Consider the following 18823-nt stretch of genomic DNA (forward strand, 5'->3'; position numbering starts at 1 on the left):
CTGTCTAAGAGCAAAAATTGCGCCGTTCATGCCAATAATCAAATCAAATTATAACAAGAGGCCATGGTATTTTATCAATGGTCATTTTGAAACAATTATACCTTCTCTTTTTTACAATGTGGAAGGTATAGCGTATGAGCGTGAGCGACTAGAATTGGAAGACGGTGATTTTTTAGATCTTGACTGGGTGCAAAATGGTAACAAAAGGCTCATTGTGCTGAGTCATGGCCTGGAAGGCAGTGCCGATAGGCATTATATCAAACGTCCCGCACAATTCTTCTCTCAGAAAGGATGGGACATTTTGGCATGGAATAATCGAAGCTGTAGTGGTGAGATGAATCGACTGCCTAGGTTTTATCATCACGGTGCTACGGAAGATATCGCAGCTGTCATTGATCGTGGGCTTAGGGAAGGATATGAAGAGGTGGTTTTGATTGGATACTCCATGGGTGGAGGGATGCAGCAAAAGTATCTTGGAGAAAGAAACCCTGACCGCCGCATTAAGGGAGCAATCTCATTTTCGGTACCCTGCAATGTGCAAAACAGTGCTGACATGTTAAGAAAGGGTGCAGGGAGAATCTATGAAAAACGATTCGTTAAAAAGCTAAAAGAGAAAATACTAGCCAAAGCAGAAGTAGTGGAGATGGATGTGGATGGCATACGAGAGGTAAAAAACTTTCGTCAGTTAGATGAACGGTTTACACTAAAGGTACACCCGGAATATACCAGCGCCGATGATTTTTATTCAAGAATCACAAGTGACCAGTTTCTACCTAATATTAAAATTCCTCTTTTGATAGTCAATGCAATCAATGATCCCATGCTTGGTGAGCCATGCTACCCGATTGATTTGGCAGAAAAAAGCGAAAACATCTATTTAGAGATGCCGGAAAAAGGCGGGCATGTAGGTTTCACTATTCCTAACAGTGAGTGGAGCTACATGGAATATGCATCAGAGTGGTTTATTGAGGAAAAAGTCCTCCCATCTTCTCACAAATAAAATTAGTCATTCACAAAGAATTCATGTCATTCATGAATAAGCCTTGGGTGAACAATCATTGAATCATTTACTTCAATAAAAATTCACACTAAAGCTGATCAACATGATTTCATTACGCCTAGTCAGGTACAGTGCCAAATTGATACCTGTATTTTTAACGGGATTGCTTGACAATTTTGGTTCACGCAAATCCAATTGTTCACTACTCAATTATGGTTTCCGGAGCTGCCACCAGCTCATGGAAATGGCCTAACAACTCTCCCAGTCAATGTTGGGGGAGTTGTTTTTCTTTTATCTATATACCTAAACACATAACTCATGAAAAAGACATATCTAATTTTCTTATCACTACTCTGTGTTAATCTTTTGAACGCCCAGATTTACGAGCTAGAAATCCATTTTGGCAATACACAAAATTGCGAAATCCGAGGAATGGATATTGATGCTTCTGGAAACATCATTGTCACTGGGTATTTTAGTCAAATTGTTGATTTTGACCCTGGCCCAGAAGAGACCACTTTATCAGGTATAGGGAATTCAGTAGGGTTTATAGCTAAGTACGACGATGATGGAAAATTCATCTGGGTGAAAATGCTTGAGACCATGTCTTCTTTTGTTCCACTGGAGCTGGAGGTTGACGGATCTGATAATATTTATATAACAGGAAGTTTGAATGGCTCAGTGGATATGGATCCATCTGAAGGCGTACAAACTGTTTCCTCTTCTGTTGGTTACAATGGATTTTATGCAAAATATAATTCAGACGGTGACATGCAGTGGGCTTACAGACTGCCCGGTCCAGGCTATGGACTTGATCTGGATAGTGACAATAATGTTTATATCACGGGGCAATTTTTTGGAAGCAAGTATTTCGTTGGGGTAGAGCCACCAAACGTAGCAGATGGATCTGGTGATACTTTTATATCTAAATATAACTCTGATGGTACTTTTCAATGGGTGGTACAGTTAGGTGGATCAGGAAATGAAATCGGGTATGATTTGGTTGTAAATAGCCAAAATGAAATAGTGACGACAGGAGCCTTGTCAAGCGCTGCTGATTTTGATCCAGGAGCTGGTGATGCTACCTTAACAAATGGGGGTGATCAAGATGCATACGTGGCTAAATATGATTCTGATGGAAATTATGTATGGGCATTTAATCTTGGAACAATGGGTACGACTACAGGCAAGTCTGTTTCCATAGATAGTGAGGATAATGTCATTGTTAGTGGCGATTTTCAAAATACCATAGATGCCGACCCAGGAGCAGGAACTGAAAATCTAGTTTCAGAAGGTTCGTATGATATCTTCTTAGCAAAATACTCTACTGGAGGTTCTTACATTTGGGCAAATTCTATTGGGTCCAATAGCCATGAGTATTCATACGAAGTTGAAGTTGATAATGAGGATTATATCTATCTTGCCGGACAGTTGGCAAACGGAGCGGATTTAGATCCTTCCGCTGAAATTGTCACTTCTTACCTTGGCAAATTCTTAGCTAATTATACCTCGGATGGTTCATATAATTGGTATATGCATTTGGGATTTATCAATAATTCGAATGTTTATGAACTTGCTGTAGATGGCCAAAATGACGTACTGATCGGTGGGGGACTTCAGGTATCTGGCGATTTAGATCCTAATGATGGGTATGTGCCTATACACAACATCTCCAATTCAGGCACTGATGCTCTCATTGCGAAGTACGATAAGTGTATTCTAATTACAAATACTGTAGATGAAGAAGTTTGTCAGGGTGAAGATGTAATGTTTGGAACACAAACGCTTACCGTTTCAGGGCAGTATATGGAAACATTCACGGCAGAAAATGGATGCGACTCACTGGTTACATTAAACTTGACTGTTAACCCGGTTTATGATGAGGATGTCTCAATTACAGTCTATGAAGGAGGAGATTATTCTTTTGGAGCACAAACCTTAACTGAATCGGGAGATTATGTGGAAACGTTTTCTTCCATAAACGATTGTGATAGCACGGTAAATCTGACACTAACTATTTCTCCTTTTGCCGGGGGAAGTGGCACATCCGAAGATCCATGGGAAATAACTTCGGTTTCACACTTAGACGAAGTGCGAAATTACCTGGATGATTACTTTGTCTTATTGAACGATCTCGATTTATCTGATGCTACAAGCGATGCTGGAGGAGCATACTACAACGGTGGCCTGGGTTGGGATCCGATTGATGCCTTTGAAGGAAGCTTTGATGGGGGAGGATACACTTTAGAAGGCTTATTTATTGACAGGGGCTCTGAAAGCGATGTGGGTCTGTTTGGCAGCTCATTTGGGGGAGAATTTCAAAATTTGGTGTTGGTAGATGTTTCAATTAATGGCCTTTCAAACGTGGGAGGACTAGTCGGAAGGGCAATCACAAACTCATCAATTAACTCGGTTGGGGTTCGTGGTATCGTAAACTCTGTAGATGGAAATGTAGGAGGAATCGTTGGTTTTATGGTCGATTCGGATATGGAACAGTCCTATTCAAGTGTATCTATTACTGCAACGGATGCATCAAGTGCTAATGTCGGAGGATTAGCCGGTGTATTGAATTCGACAGGCAGTTTGGACTTGGGAATTCAGGATTCATATGCTTTTGCCGACCTTAATGGTAATGATGTTGTTGGGGGTATTGCTGGGGCGACTAACTCATCTAAAATTACGAATTGCTATAATTCAGGCTTTTTATCATCCCAAGGCTCCAATTTTAGCGAGCTGTATGGAGGTGATTCCAATTTCACATTAGTTACTGATTCCTATTGGAATGCTGAGGCAAATTGCAACATAAATGGTGGAAGTACTCGGAGTGAATTGCAAATGCAAGCGACTTACGAAAATTGGGATTTTAATACCATTTGGGGAATTGAAAGCGGACGATTACCTCACTTGCAATGGCAAGGAATGTCTGAAGATCATAATAATAGTGCTGTAAGTGTTGCCTCGGCCATATCAGAGTTACTCGATGTAGCTGCAGATTGTCAAATCGAACAACCAAATCCACTCCCTGTAATAGAGGCGTGTGGTGTTGAAAATGATGGTGTTCCAGATGTGTCTTTTCCTATTACAGCAGAAGGCACTACCGTTGTGACCTGGACATTTACAGATGTATTTGGAAGAGTAGAAACACGTACTCAAAATTTTACCATTAATTCAGATGATGATGCACCTGTTCCGGATGTGGCTGAATTACCGGATGTGACTGGTGATTGCTCAACTTCCATAGAAGACGCACCCACTGCTGAAGATGCATGTGAAGGAACGGTTGTAGGTGTAACAGATACCACCTTCCCGATTACAGCACAGGGCACAACAGTAGTTACCTGGACGTTCACTGATTCAAATGGAAACGAGTCCACACAAACGCAGAATATAATTATTGATGACAATGATGCTCCAGTTCCTGAAGTATCAGAACTATCCGATGTGACGGGAGTATGTGAGCTAAATTCACTAAACGCTCCGACAGCTACAGACAACTGTTCAGGCCAGGTTATTGGAACTACAGATGTTCAGTTACCCATTACGACTCAAGGAACAACGACTATTACCTGGACTTACACTGACGATAATGGAAACACTACTACTCAGCAACAGAACATTATAATATCAGATGATAAAGCACCAGTAGCTGACCTGACTGAATTACCAGTAATAACAACTGATTGTGATGGAGTAGTTACTCAACCTAATGCTCCAAGTGCAACGGACAATTGTGCAGGAGCAGTTGTTGGTACAACCAATCAAGTCTTCCCATTTACTCCAACCGAGGGAACTCAAATTTTATGGGAGTATGATGATGGTAATGGTAATACCTCGATCCAATTCCAAGATATTGTCATTGTTGAATCAGATGCCGTGACTGTGGAGGAGTCACTTTGTGAGGGTGCTGAGTTTACTTTTCCAGATGGAACCGAATGGACAGGAGAAAGTAGCCAGGTGAGTACGCTTACTAATCAGCAAGGCTGTGATAGCTTAATCACTACTAATATCACAGTTCTTCCTCTCCCGGAAGTTGATTTAGGTGAAGATGAAGTTTATGGATGTGTAGGAGAGGAGCTTACCTTCTCTATAGATGAGTCTGCCATTGAATTTGAGACATACACCATCAGTACGCTTTTTGGTAACTCTTCCACTGATGGTCCCTTAACTTTTGAATTTAATAACACTTTTGCCGCAACATCAACCACTCAAGATATTTTCGTAACAATAGAGCTGACAAGTCCTGATGGTTGTATCGGAACTGATCAGGTCCTTTTAAAGGACAATACGATGAGGAATTGGGGAATCGGTGGTATCCAAAATAATGATCCCGAGATTATTGTGAGCAACACTATACTTCCTGAAACTGCAGACTCATTTGAGTGGAATTTTGGTGATGGAACATTAAATTCCACAGACCTGAATCCTACACATACTTATACTGAAAATGGAGACTATACAATTACATTGACAGTATCAAACGAATGTGGAGATGAATCGATAGTAACATCAGTCACTATAACCAATATTGACACCACGGTACCACTTAGTGTAGAGTCTGATATACTAGTTATTTACCCCAATCCAACATCGGAATATCTGAATGTAGAAATGGATCAACCAGTTGAAATCAGTGTCTATGGATTGAATGGAAAAGCATACATCTCAAAAACGCTTAAGAATAATAAATCTTTAGATATCAGTCAGTTACCTGATGGTCAATATATCGTGCAGTTACACGCAGAAGGTAAGCTGATCAAATCTGAAAAGATCATCAAGATTAACTAAGGAAGCTGCAAGAATTAAAGCAGCATTAAACACTCCGACTAGTTGTCGGGGTGTTTTCATCCATTTTCTTAAAGTAAGTTATTGCAAGAATCACATGTTATTTAAAATCAATTTTAAGAATCAATAAATCTATTTTTATGAAACGTTCTACACCAAAATTAGCAGTCATTCTAGGAGTGACGATCTCGATTTTCTTAAGTTCATGTTCTAAAGACGATGGTCCATCAAGTGGAGAAAATGTATTGACATTTGATGGCAATGCATACACAATGGTGGATGGTCTGGTGTCCGATTATGGCAGTGGTTTCCCATACAGTTCTGATCAAAGCACCGCTCATTATAATTTAGACTTTACAGTGTTTGATGGAGAAATTACCTTATTTGAGGATGGGTTTTCTTCGGTAGGGGTCACATTGGAAGTATATGTAGAGCTATTTGCTCCCGGAGAATCATTCAGTGCCGGTACCTTTCAATATGTAGATGATGACGCTTCTGCTTCTGAAACTGAAAACAAACATGTATTCTCCGCAGGGGAAGTAATTGTAGTTGGTTCTTCATCAGATAACGAATATGAGGTGACTGGTGGTAGTGTTGTTGTAAGTGGCTCAGGAAACACAAACTATACACTTACTTACAACTTGCAAGTGGAAGGCGGAAGAACCCTGACTGGTACCTATGCCGGATCATTCAAGTATGAAGATGAGCGTGAGTAGACATGGTCTATCAGCGTGATTATACTCAAAGGCAAAGAGAATTGATCAAAACTGTATCAGACACCCCGACTAATTATCGGGGTGTTTCTGAGGTTTTAAAGATTAATTTAACTTGAGGGTACTATGCTAAAGTCACTTCCATATTGAGATGATCATACATGAAGGGATTCATACACCTCATCGTTTTCCTCGGTTTAACCATATCCACTTGCTACGGTCAGCTAGACAGTTTAAGAAAAAATGTCTTTAATGCTACTGAACCGAAAAGCAGAATTGATGCACTAAATGACCTGGCTCATTTTAAGATCAAATACAGCTTTAAAGAATGTGACTCCATAGCCAACATTGCATTAAGTGAAGCGGAGCAAATAAATTATGAATTTGGAATAGGTAAAGCTCATTTAGTACTTGGTTGGGTGAATTGGCAGTTTGCATATTATGCAGAGTCACTGCACCACTTAAAGATTGCTTCGAAAATATTCAAGAAGCTGGATGATCCATCCAATCTGGCACATGCATTGAGAATAAGAGGATTGCTTCATCATTATTTGGTTCAGACCGACAGTGCTATCAAATATCTTGGTAAAGCTGCAGATTTATTTGAGTTAACTCAAGATACAGCCTACTGGTCGCTTACTACATCAGAACTTAGTTTCCCATATGCTCATACATATAATATGGATAAAGCCAATGAATTGGCAGTCAAGGCATATGAGATTAAAATCACTTATGAGTCGATAGGGATTCAATATAATACCTGGCTCTTTTCTGATCGTACAAATCAAGCGTATCAAAATGAAGCCATAATAGGCTCTATAATACCACCAGTAAAACAGGAGCTCAAAAAGGCCATAAGGTCTCAGGATCCTTACACTATCGCAAAAAAATACTCGGAAGTTTCCGGTCTATTTCAAATGATAGAAAACTATGACAGTGCATTGGTTTACCGAATAATGGCTAAAGATATTTATGATTCATTAAACGAAGCGAATCGAATGGCATTTGAGCTGATGGATATTGGACTTTACAGACAAATTCTCGGTGATGTCAATCAGGCCGAAAAGCATTACAAAGAAGCCTTGCAGCTACTTTTAAAGGAAAACAGTCATCACGGCATTGGCGTAGCATTAGATTATCTAGGCAAGCTGGTGATGGGGCAGGGTAGGTATGATGAAGCACTGGACTACTTCAATGATGCCTTGATTTTATCAGATACACTTGATCATAAAATAGATGTGATACGCTTTTTACGACGACTGTCTGACGTATATAGAAATGCTGGTCAATATGAAAAATCAATCGAAAAAGCCTCGGCATCCTACCAGCTATCATTGGAGGTAACATCTCCCAGTCACATCATGTGGGGAGCGGAGAAGCTAATGATGGCTTATGAACGAATGGGAAATTATGAACAGGCATTTAAGTATCAGACCATATTTAGAGATAATCAATTGAAAAGAGAACGGTCAATGGCCAGTAGGCAAAACCTTGAGTTTCAATCGCTCTATGAGCTGAATGAAAAAACTAAAACCATTGAGTTGTTGAATAAAGAAAATGAGAACAAAGAAATACGGATAAATCTGCAACGCACTTATCTTATTTCAGCGATTTCTGGAATTGGAATTGTGCTTTTATTTGCTCTTATCCTTAGAAACAGGATAAGCAAGATTCAATCATTGAATCGAACAATATCAGATAAAAATCAATTGCTCCTGGAGCGAAATGACGAGAAGGAAGTTCTTTTGAGAGAAATACATCATCGTGTCAAGAATAATCTTCAGATGATAAGTAGTCTGGTAGGCATGCAAAAAAGAAGGTTAGAGAATGAGGAGTATAAAAAGATATTTGGAGATACACAGAAGCGATTAAAATCCATCAGTCTCATTCACGAACAGTTGTACCAGAGCGATTCACTTGCCACTATATACCTAAGGCCATATTTAATTGAACTGATAGAAGGGATTATTCATTCTTTCGATGGAATTACCAAACCAGAGCTGAAAACTGAAATATGTGAGTGTGAGGTTGATTTAGACACAGCCATTCCCATCGGCTTGATCGTCAATGAATTACTGATTAATAGCTTCAAGCATGCGTTTGTCGATCATGATCATCCGAAATTGATGGTTGAGTTACACAAAAACAATGATGGTTACTTACTAAAAGTAAAGGATAATGGGCCTGGGGTTTCTACTATTTCAGATGGGTTTGGTTGGGTAGCCATTAAGTCAATGATAAATGGCCTGGATGGGACTTATGAAATTATTAACAATGACGGCCTGTGTGTTGTAATTGAGTTTTGATAATTAAGATATTCGATTCAATATCTTATTGACATCCTCTTTGTAGCTTCTACCTATCGGCAAGTGCTTGTCATTGATATAAATATGGTCATTATCAAGTCCCGTTATATTATCAATATTGACCACATAAGATCGATGTATTCTAATAAAAGAAGGGTTTTTTACTTTTTCCGAAGTGTTGTTTAAGTTTCCTGATAGTGTATACTCTTTTTGGGAAGTAATGAATTTGGTATAGCTACCCTCTGCCTGCAGAAATTGAATGTCTTCTACTTTCACCTTTTCAAACCGGTTGCCTGATTTCAAAAAAACGAAGGACGTTTCCTTTGTTTGACTATCCAATACTTTGTTGTAATGGTTGTTGAAAGCAAGCTCAAGGGCAATAACAAGATCTCTCTCATCAAAAGGCTTGGTTAAGTAAGAGGATGGGTTTGTTTTTAACGCCTTATCTATGGTATCTCTATCCGAGTTAGCAGTGAGATAAATAAAAGGAAAGCTATGTTTTTCGGAAAGTTCTTCTATAAGGGCAATTCCATTATCTCCTCCTTTCAGGAAAATATCAACTAGCAGAATATCAGGAACAACCTCCTGAATAGAAGCCACCGCCTCAGACCTGTTTTTTGCTATTCCTGTGACTTCCATTCCCTGAAGAGAGATAATCTCTTTCAGATCTTGTGAAGTCAAGGGATTGTCCTCAACGATTAGCACTTTTATTTTCATTCGGGTGAGCTGGTTGCCAGTTAACCTGTTAAACTAAGCAACAGCCTTTGAAAAACGAAAGTTGGGGGAGTATTTAATTGAGATAATTATGGGTTAACGCTTAAATCAATACTTGGATTCAGCTAAGGCATACCAATCTGTCAGAAAAAATAATCGGGCATTCACAAAGAATTTCTGTCATTCATGAATTCAGGGTTTAGGTGTTGATGCTCAATCCTTTTATTAGTGATTGAGATTTCATTCATGAGATTTAAATCTTATTTGAGAAGTAATTTTTTTAAGAATTAATCACATCACCATGCTGAAAAAAGTAAAACTAGCATTCTGCATTCTTTTCTATTTTTCGATTGCAATTTATGGGGTTGGTCAATCGGCACCTACGAACATTGCTATAGACAACAATAGCATTAACGAAAATGAACCAATTGGCACACTTGTAGGGGTATTTAGTGCTTCAGATCCGGATGGTGACGCAAGTACATTCGAACTTGTCGCAGGAACAGGAGATACAGATAATGCTTCATTCGACATTCAAAATAGCAATGAGTTAGTATCAACTGAATCGTTTGACCATGAAGTCAAGTCATCTTACAACATAAGGGTTCGTGTGACCGATGGGACTACAAATACGTATGAGGAAGCTTTTCTTGTGACAATAAAAAATGCCAACGAAGCTCCGACAGGATTCAATTTTGGTCGATTATTGGTAACTGAAGGAAATCTCCCTGGAGCTAAGTTGGTGGATTTGACTGCCAGTGATCCGGATGCAGGTGATACTTTCCGATATGAATTAGTAGATGGGGAAGGAAGTGAGGACAATGACTCTTTTGACATCACAGGAGATGAAATCGCCGGATATGATTTGGTAATCCTGGAGACTCCAGATTATGAAACAAAATCTTCTTATAGCATAAGGCTTGCGGTTTTTGATGAGCTCGGCGCAAGCTATGAAGAGGCTTTTACTGTGGTCGTTAATAACAATCAAAATACGTTTTCAGAGTGGGTGTCAAATGGAACCATAGGTGGTGGGTATGATCGGGTATATGTCTCTGAAGTGGGGCCTAATGACCAATTTTTTGTTTCAGGAAACGTTTCGGGGATTGTTTCACTAGACGAAAATACCACAGTTGAAGATGAAGGCTTTATTGCAATCTATGATGATGAATTGAACTTTAGCAACTTGATTCGATATAGTGATCTATCCAATGAATACATCACAGTCGATGAGGTATTTGAGATTGAGTTTGAAGACAATGGTGATATTTATCTGTTAGCTAGTATAACGTCTAACGGGAGCTATAATACTCATATCATTAAATTAAATAACGATTTTGAGGTCAAATGGCGATTTGACGTGAGCGAAAGATTTGATGGCTCCACGGCTCAATGGAGAGGCAATTTTTCAGTGGATAATGGAATGATTGCCTTTGGAAGAAAAATTAGGGGGTCTGCAGGTAGGTATTATTTTGGATTAGTTGGAAGCAATGGAAGTAATTTCAGTGGCCCTGATTTCACAAACAATCAGGATCAAGCATATGTAGCGCTGATAGATACAGCAGGTGTAGCTGAGTGGATTGATTTTAATCTGGGTTCTATACAATTTTCAAATTACATCGCTGACATTGAAATGCATTCGGGTAATATGCATGTCTTTTACAATTACCAGAATCAATATAAGTTGCTGGTAATAGATTCGGATAGAAATACGCTTTTTGAAAAAACAATTACACAAAACAGCCTGGATGCTAATTATACTCAAACGCAAATTGCCGTAAATAATAGCGGCGATATTTATACAACCGGAGTTGTACGCGGAATCAATTCAGATCCAGGAAGTGTGAGCATAGAAGGTAATGTTTATACTGCTTCTGTTTCTGAAGCTAACTACATTGTAAAATATAATGCCGATGGCGTTTTACAGTTTGTGAAATTTATTGATGTGGTAGGTTCAGGTTTAGATTTTATTAGCTATCTGGACTTGGTAGCCAGTAGTGACGGTCTCTACTTATATGGAACTAATAGTTTCAATAAAATAACGTATGAGAGTGTGGAGTATGATTTAGGATCGGACGATTCTGGATTCATTCTCAAGATAGCTCCGGATGGTAGTTTCTCTGATATTTACGATATAGGAGGCTCTGCACGGATGATCACCGCGGGTATGGGACTAACCGCTGCAAATGAAGTAGTTTTTACCGGGTATTTTGGTGGAGGATCTATTGAGATAGGTGGAGATACCTACACCAATGACTTGTACCCTCAGATTTCTGATTTTGATATCTATGTAGGTAAGCTCTCAAGTGCAATGGTGGCTAGTGCCTCTAAAAGAGTAGGCAACCTTGGTGGAGAAATTATTTGGCGTGATGCCTCACAAACAGATGATGGTTTAATTTATGGTTTTGGTGACTTTGTGGGTGAAGTTCAGATTGGAGAAACAACGCTTTACAGTGACGATAGAGACCTGGTGATAGCCACCTTCAATGCTGATCAGACAATTACTGATATACAGCACATCGAAAACAACTTTAACGATGAATATGCCGAACAAATAGAGGCATTTACTTACGAAGAAATTGGCACTGGAATCATGAAGAAGAGCTTTTACCTCGTGGGTCGCGGAGAAGCAGGTAAATCACTTAGTTTTAGTGGAACAGATTTATTACCAAATGAAGGCACGTTTCTGGTTCAATTGAATGAAAACTATCTGGGATTATGGTCCACTTCTTTTGGTAGCGTGTCTAATCCCCAAACCACACTGGATAGCAACAACGAAATATATCTCTCCGGTACCTTTTCTTCTTCTTTAGATATTGAAGGAACAGAAGTATCCAATTTTATTGCTCAAACTAATTCTATATTGATAAACTATGATGCCAGCGGCACATTGGGGTGGTATAAAGCACAAATAATTCAAAAAAACATTTCTGTAGGTAAGCCAGCTGTAATAGGAGATCAGGTTTATTTACCAATTAATTCGATAGGGGTAAATGCGGGGACCATTGCAGAAGGAAATATCAATTTAGCATTGCCTAATTCCTCATCAACCTATTTTGGTGCGCTATTGGCTTTTGATCTGGACGGCAATGGACTTTGGGGTCAATTGCTTAATGGAGAGTCTTTTTCCAACTATAATCTACCAATGGCTTATGAGACACCTTCCGGAAATATTGGTTTTTCAATGTTTAACAAATATTCAGAGATGGATGCTTCAGGTACGTTACTTATTTCAGGTGAGAACTATGGAGACCTGGCTTATGCTACCTTTTCCAAGGGTGTGAAAGACAAACTATTTGTTTATGGATATAATTCGCAAACTTTTGGTTCACCTACAATTGTACTTTACAATAATAATTATATTCCAACCTTGCTAAACAGGCACTTCGAGGTATCTAGCAGCGAAATTTTAAAAACGAATAATTTATTTACAAATAGTACGCTAGACTCATTGTACATATTCGGGGAATACGGCCTGAACTTATTGACTGTTAATTCAGCTCCCGAGTCTATTTCGCTTACCACATCGGATGTGGAAGAGAACCTAGCGGACGGAACATTTATTTCCAAAATCAATGTGTCAGATTCAGACGATGATAGCGGGTTTGAATTTGATATTTTATTTAACAATCCTTATTACAGTATAAGAAATGACTCATTATTTGCTAATCAACTCATCAATTATGAGGAACCAAATGAGTTACATACAAATCTAACATTAAGGGTTATTGATCCTTCTGGAGGTAAACTGTCACAACTGATTGAGATGAATGTGGTTGATGTGAATGACACACCATCGAGTACATTCTATATTTTCGATTATGCTGATCAAAGATATTATGGACCTAATGGAGCTTCTGTTTCTGGATTACAAACGCGAGAATTATTACCGATTGATTCAGCTATCACAATCTTTTCTACGCAAGATGAAGACGTTAATGAATCTTTCACCTATACCCTTGTCACTGACAGTACGGGATTCGAAGATTACGTATACTTTAAATTCAATGGAGATACCTTGCAAGTAGCTGATACCTTGGATTATGAATTCATAGAATCTAGGGAAACCGTCGCTAATGAAGGATACTACAGCATTTTGGTCAAGGTGACCGATAGTGGTGGAGCATTCATTTATAAAGAGTTAAGGATTGGTCTAATTAACGAAAACGAACCATCCGTCGGCCTGCAATTTAAATACTCTGTATTTCAAAATGGAACCACGAAGGATTACTACGATTCTCTTCCAGAAAACAACTTTTTTGATTTACAAATTAGACCAATTGACCCTGACTCTATAGGAACTCTGGCCAATGATTGGCCACTTTTTAAGTATAAGTTAGTTGAGGGTGCAGGTGACGATGATAACTTATTTGTATCCATGTTTGATAATAGGGCTCTTCGACCATCTGATACGCTGAACATCAATTTTGAAAAAGATTCTATTTTGAACATTCGAGTTGGATTTTACGATGCAGACAGTAGTAACTATTTGGAGTTTCCTGTTGAATTAACCGTATTGGATTTGGATGATCCAATAGAAGGACTACTACTTAATGGAGTAAGCTTATCTGAATCTACTATTTCTTTGGAAGAGAATGCACCGATTGGAACAACATTAGGAAAAGTTGAGGTAGTGGATGAGGATAAAAAGCCGGCATTTAATAACTATGAATTAGGAGTTTTCGAGTCGACTTACAGTCCATATTTTGAAATCGACCAAGACGATAGCCTCGTGACAGTTTTAGAGATAGATTATGAACAATTGAATAGTAACATCAATGTTACGCTGGAAGCCATCAATCTAAATATGAACCAAAGTCAAACCTATAATCTGAGTCTGGATATCTTAAATGTCAATGAAGCACCTGAAATCTCAACATTTACAGAATTACCTTATGTCAATGAAAATGATCCAGGATTCAATTTACTTAATTGGAATATATTTCTGAGCGATCCAGAAGCTAACCCGCTTACGATGGAGTTAGTATCTGGCGAAGGAGATGATGATAATGATTCTTTTGAGATTCCTGAAAATGCTTCCAGACCTCAACCTACTGTTGAGTTTAATCATGAGGAAAAAGATACAGTAACTATTCGAGTAAGAGTTAGTGATCCGGAAGGCTTATTTGATGAAGAAGTAATAAAAATAGCAATTGCAGATCGAAATGATACTCCTACCAACATCATCCTCACAGGAAATGAAGTCTTAGAAAATCTACCAGCAAATACACTTGTGGGAACTTTCTCAGCTGAAGACGAAGATGCTAATGACTCGCATATTTTCGAATTTGAAAGTGGCAGAGAATCTGATTTTTTCACGATTTCAGGTAATCAACTGTTGACGAGTAAGGAACTCAATTATGAGGCTATTGATAGTCATACAATTTTCGTGACTACATCTGATTTGGCTATGCAAGAAGTAGGTGCTATCACCAATTCTTATCAGTTCGAAATAGCCGTTATAGATGTAGAAGATGGTGTACAGCTATCGAATACTTCAATCGAGGAAAACCTAGAAGTGGGAACTGAAGTGGGAACATTAAGTATTCCCGGTGGTAGTCAGTCTTCATTTGAGTTTGTATCTGGTGGAGCAGATAATGAAAGTTTTTCTATTGATGGGAATAGGTTTTTGACGGCAGCTTCTTTCGATTTTGAAACTAAAGATGTGTATTCAGTATCCATTCAAGCCGCCGGGGATGGAGGCACGGTTTCTATGATTGAGGTAAGGGTTACTGATGCCAATGATGCACCAACAGGTATCACTATCTCTAGTGATGAAGTAACAGAAAACCTTGATGCTGGAACAGTAGTAGGAGTACTTGGAGCTGAAGATCAGGATGAGCAAGACACATTCACATTTACTGTGGAAGAAACATCAGATTTTGAAGTTTCAGATGGTCAGCTACTAACATCAAGGTCATTTGACTTCTTTACAGAAGATCCATTAACGGCTACAATAACTGTAGAAGATGGTGATGGTGCATCATTCACTCAGGCACTCACCATCACTATACTTAACGATCCTAGTGATGACGATGAGGAGATACTCAACACTTCAGATGTCGTTGAAATCAAAATTTATCCGAACCCAACAACAGGTTATTTGACCATCGGGACGGAGAAAAGTATTGAGGTGAAAATATTTGGATTGAGTGGGAAAATGCATCTTTCCAAGATTCTCGAGCGCAATGGATCATTGGATGTTAGTAAGCTACCTCAGGGGCAATATATCATTCAACTGCATGATTCTGGAAAGCTGATCACCTCCGAGAAAATTATTAAAATAAACTAAGGAAGCTGTGACTAAAGCAGCAATAGCGCTCCGACCAGTTGTCGGAGTGTTTTTATGAAATCTTCTTTAAGATTCGGGCTACATCCTCCTTATGGTTTCTGCTGATCGGAATGTTTTCTTCTCCAAAGAATACATAGTCGTTATTAAGTCCGGTGACATTATCCAGATTGATAACAAACGACCTATGAATACGAATAAATGAGGGACTGTTGATCTGCGAAGCTATGTTATTAAGGCTATTCGATAGCGTGTATTCCCGACTTGAGGTAATGAATTTAGTATAGCTACCGTCCGCTTTTAGAAAGTTAATATCTGCCAATTTCACTTTTTCAAACCGTGATCCGGTTTTTAGGAATATAAAATCTATGGCGTTTTTGATATACATGGCATTTCGACTTAAAAATTTGATTTACAGACCATTTTTATTCCTGTTGTTAATTTTCAGAATTCAGTGAGACAAATTTCATGTCCATAATAATTGTGACAATACTCATTTATGAGTATTTTTCATTCCATGGACACCTCCCAACTCCATTATTTTTCAAATTATCATCAGCAAAGAGCTGGTAAAGCACGATCTACAGAGGCGCAGGTTCAGGATGCCATCAATTCTTTAAGGGTCAGAGAATATGAAGCGCTATACGTATTGGATTGTACCGAAATGGAAATCACGTATAAAAGTGAAAGCTTCGAGGTTATCTCAGGGGTAAAAGGGAATGTCTTAAAGCGAATCGATACGTTTTATAATGAAAACCTTTCTAAGGCAAGCCTGGTAGGAGTGTCTAAAAATATCGGGAATAGGGTGAAAATTATTTATGACACAAACCTGTGGACGCATAAAGATGTACACCAGGAAGTTGTAGAATTTACAAACGGAAAACGAATGCTTAAGAGCTCTTTCATCTTTATGAGGGATGATTTTGGCGTTACTACCCATTCTGCATCTCTCATCAGGGATGTTACATCTTTTATTCCTTCCGGGTACAAGTCACAATTTATCGGTCCAAATGCAAAAGAACTCAATGCCAATATGATTGGTATGCCAGAGTTTATTCAAGTTTTATCGGAACGTGAAATACAGGTATTGTTTTTAATTGGCAAAGGATATTCTAGCCGTCAGATAGGCGAGATTATTAATATATCAAAACATACAGTTGATACGCATAGACGAAACATCCTGAAAAAACTTGAAACGAACAACAGCATCGAGGCATATAGAAAAGCCGATGACATGGGCCTCTTATTGAATATTTAGCGCCTTCAGTATCTCACTCTGAAACACTTCTGGTTGAGATAGAAATGGAAAATGAGCATCTCCCTTCAACTCGATTAGTTCTTTTTTGGGTGCTTGCAAGTGATCAAAATATAATTTGACTAGTTGCGGATTACTTATTTGATCATTCTCACCTAAAACCATCAATACTGGTATCTCCACCTTATCTATTTCTTTGAAAAAATTAATCTCGCATGCTTCTTTAAAAAGCTGTGATCCCGAAAATTGAAGACCCTTGAAACATTTAATAACGTCTGAAAACGAGTGTTCAACTGGATTAATAATCAGAAGGGTTAGTAATTCAACGATATTCTTGAATCCCGGCGCGCATCCTCCATATGAATGAATGAGTTCTTGTTTTTTCTTGATTCCTTCAATCGTCAAATTATCTACTGTTCTGCTGATTTTTTTTAATGATTTTAGCACGCTCGTATCCTCATTTTCAGTAGCACTTTCCATTACAAAATCATAGGACTTTTTTTCCATTTCACTTACGTCTGTCATCTGGGCAACAGAAATGAAATACCTAAAGATTTCCGGCTTGTTTTTAATTGATTTAAGCGCAATCAACGAACCGAAAGAATGTCCCATGATGTATAGGTCACTCTTTTGATACTTCTTAATAAGTTGTTGGCTTAAGTCTAAAGTATCATCAACCAGCGAGTCAATGGACATCTCTTTTGTGGAAACAGCCTTGCTGTAAGACTTTCCTGCACCTCGCATATGCCAATGAATTACTATAAAATGTTTCTCCAATAGCGATTGATAGCCGTTAGTAATCCCTGTAGCAACAAATCCTGGTCCTGGGTGAAGAAAAAGCAGCAAAGGATTGTTCCTACTTTCCCCTCTTGCATACACCCATTGCTGATCTTCATTTACATCAAAATAGGATGATTCAACGATACTATCCTTTTTGACAATCTCAGGTAGGTAAGTTTGGTGAAATATCTTTTTGATGAGGGAAACAATCATGAAATTTTTTTAAGTATGCGTCCAACATCCTCTTTGTAATTTCTACTGATGGGAATGTTTTCTTCGCCAAAGAATACATAGTCATTGTCTAGACCTGTCACATTCTCAATATTTACCACATAAGACCGATGGATACGCATGAAGTTACCAGTATCGATTTTTGATGAGACTGTGTTGAGATTACTTGAGAGCATATACTCTGCATTTTCTGTCACAAACTTTGTATAGCTGCCCTCAGCTTTCAGGTAGTTTATCTCTGAAATTTTCACTTTTTCAAATCGATTGCCATTCTTAAGAAAAAGAAAGGGCTTGGGTTTATTCTCATTTATCCCTAATGATTCCCTATTGTGATTTTTAAATGCAAGCTCTAGTGCAATAAACACATCACGTTCATCATAGGGCTTAGTTAAAAAAGATCCAGGATTGGTGCCCATGGCACGTTTTACAGTTTGTTCATCTGAGTTAGCCGTGAGGTAAACCACAGGAAGAGGAAATAGAAGGGATCGAACCAGGTCAATTCCATCATCATCGCCTTCCAGGTTTATATCAACCAGTAACGCATCCGGCGTATTCTTTCCAATCAGTTCTTTAGCCTGCACAACAGAGCGAGCGATTCCGATAACGTCCATTCCCTCATCGATGAGCGTCTCTTTCAGATCCAAAGAAGTAATTGGATCATCTTCAATGATTAACACCTTTATTTTCAATGCTTAGCTAGCTGAATTGTTGAATGACAATATAGTGAACGTGAAAAATAAAGAAGAAAATGGTTTT

Annotated in this window: 10 protein-coding genes; 6 read left to right on the forward strand and 4 right to left on the reverse strand. The window is 38.5% G+C overall.

Annotation, left to right across the window (positions count from 1 at the left end; all coding sequences use genetic code 11):
- Positions 1–28: 28 nt before the first annotated feature.
- The 4 genes from ACQK2H_RS09735 (at position 29) to ACQK2H_RS09750 (ending at position 8801) form a co-directional block, all read left to right on the forward strand.
- Positions 29–1000 carry a YheT family hydrolase gene (locus ACQK2H_RS09735; RefSeq protein ID WP_425391247.1) on the forward strand — a complete coding sequence of 324 codons (972 nt, stop codon included), beginning with the start codon at positions 29–31 and terminating at the stop codon, positions 998–1000.
- Between the two features lie 318 nt (positions 1001–1318).
- Positions 1319–5785 carry a PKD domain-containing protein gene (locus ACQK2H_RS09740; RefSeq protein ID WP_425391248.1) on the forward strand — a complete coding sequence of 1489 codons (4467 nt, stop codon included), beginning with the start codon at positions 1319–1321 and terminating at the stop codon, positions 5783–5785.
- 137 nt (positions 5786–5922) lie between these two features.
- Positions 5923–6498 carry a hypothetical protein gene (locus ACQK2H_RS09745; RefSeq protein WP_425391249.1) on the forward strand — a complete coding sequence of 192 codons (576 nt, stop codon included), beginning with the start codon at positions 5923–5925 and terminating at the stop codon, positions 6496–6498.
- A 158-nt stretch (positions 6499–6656) separates the two neighbouring features.
- Positions 6657–8801 (forward strand): histidine kinase dimerization/phosphoacceptor domain -containing protein, encoded by a 2145-nt coding sequence (locus tag ACQK2H_RS09750; RefSeq protein ID WP_425391250.1) that lies wholly within the window; start codon positions 6657–6659, stop codon positions 8799–8801.
- A gap of 3 nt (positions 8802–8804) precedes the next feature.
- Here the strand turns inward: ACQK2H_RS09750 and ACQK2H_RS09755 are convergent, their stop codons facing one another.
- The gene (locus ACQK2H_RS09755; RefSeq protein ID WP_425391251.1) at positions 8805–9518 is read right to left on the reverse strand and encodes a LytR/AlgR family response regulator transcription factor; all 714 of its coding nucleotides are present in this window, start codon (positions 9516–9518) and stop codon (positions 8805–8807) included.
- 298 nt (positions 9519–9816) lie between these two features.
- On the opposite strand from ACQK2H_RS09755, the gene ACQK2H_RS09760 reads away from it, so the two are divergent.
- On the forward strand, positions 9817–15804 hold the full coding sequence (locus ACQK2H_RS09760) for a cadherin domain-containing protein (RefSeq protein ID WP_425391252.1): 5988 nt from the start codon (positions 9817–9819) through the stop codon (positions 15802–15804).
- A gap of 52 nt (positions 15805–15856) precedes the next feature.
- Here ACQK2H_RS09760 and ACQK2H_RS09765 read toward each other — a convergent pair whose 3' ends face one another.
- The gene (locus ACQK2H_RS09765; protein WP_425391253.1) at positions 15857–16189 is read right to left on the reverse strand and encodes a LytR/AlgR family response regulator transcription factor; all 333 of its coding nucleotides are present in this window, start codon (positions 16187–16189) and stop codon (positions 15857–15859) included.
- 129 nt (positions 16190–16318) lie between these two features.
- Between ACQK2H_RS09765 and ACQK2H_RS09770 the strand changes: the two genes are divergently transcribed.
- Complete coding sequence (locus ACQK2H_RS09770; protein ID WP_425391254.1) at positions 16319–17059, forward strand: response regulator transcription factor; 741 nt, start codon at positions 16319–16321, stop codon at positions 17057–17059.
- Here ACQK2H_RS09770 and ACQK2H_RS09775 read toward each other — a convergent pair.
- Both ACQK2H_RS09775 and ACQK2H_RS09780 read right to left on the reverse strand, forming a co-directional pair.
- A complete protein-coding gene (locus ACQK2H_RS09775) occupies positions 17045–18049 on the reverse strand; it encodes an alpha/beta fold hydrolase (RefSeq protein WP_425391255.1) in 1005 nt (334 codons plus the stop codon). The genes ACQK2H_RS09770 and ACQK2H_RS09775 overlap by 15 nt on opposite strands.
- The gene (locus ACQK2H_RS09780; RefSeq protein WP_425391256.1) at positions 18046–18756 is read right to left on the reverse strand and encodes a LytR/AlgR family response regulator transcription factor; all 711 of its coding nucleotides are present in this window, start codon (positions 18754–18756) and stop codon (positions 18046–18048) included. Before ACQK2H_RS09780 ends, ACQK2H_RS09775 begins: the two co-directional genes overlap by 4 nt.
- Positions 18757–18823: the final 67 nt, after the last annotated feature.

The organism is Ekhidna sp. (assembly GCF_965228795.1).
GTDB lineage: Bacteria > Bacteroidota > Bacteroidia > Cytophagales > Cyclobacteriaceae > Ekhidna.

Excerpts from the sequence above, each read along its gene's own strand:
- ACQK2H_RS09740 (WP_425391248.1), top strand. The coding sequence starts at position 1,319 with ATGAAAAAGACATATCTAATTTTCTTATCACTACTCTGTGTTAATCTT.
- ACQK2H_RS09760 (WP_425391252.1), top strand. The coding sequence starts at position 9,817 with ATGCTGAAAAAAGTAAAACTAGCATTCTGCATTCTTTTCTATTTTTCG.
- ACQK2H_RS09755 (WP_425391251.1), bottom strand. The coding sequence starts at position 9,518 with ATGAAAATAAAAGTGCTAATCGTTGAGGACAATCCCTTGACTTCACAA.
- ACQK2H_RS09735 (WP_425391247.1), top strand. The coding sequence starts at position 29 with ATGCCAATAATCAAATCAAATTATAACAAGAGGCCATGGTATTTTATC.
- ACQK2H_RS09745 (WP_425391249.1), top strand. The coding sequence starts at position 5,923 with ATGAAACGTTCTACACCAAAATTAGCAGTCATTCTAGGAGTGACGATC.
- ACQK2H_RS09775 (WP_425391255.1), bottom strand. The coding sequence starts at position 18,049 with ATGATTGTTTCCCTCATCAAAAAGATATTTCACCAAACTTACCTACCT.
- ACQK2H_RS09770 (WP_425391254.1), top strand. The coding sequence starts at position 16,319 with ATGGACACCTCCCAACTCCATTATTTTTCAAATTATCATCAGCAAAGA.
- ACQK2H_RS09750 (WP_425391250.1), top strand. The coding sequence starts at position 6,657 with ATGAAGGGATTCATACACCTCATCGTTTTCCTCGGTTTAACCATATCC.
- ACQK2H_RS09765 (WP_425391253.1), bottom strand. The coding sequence starts at position 16,189 with ATGTATATCAAAAACGCCATAGATTTTATATTCCTAAAAACCGGATCA.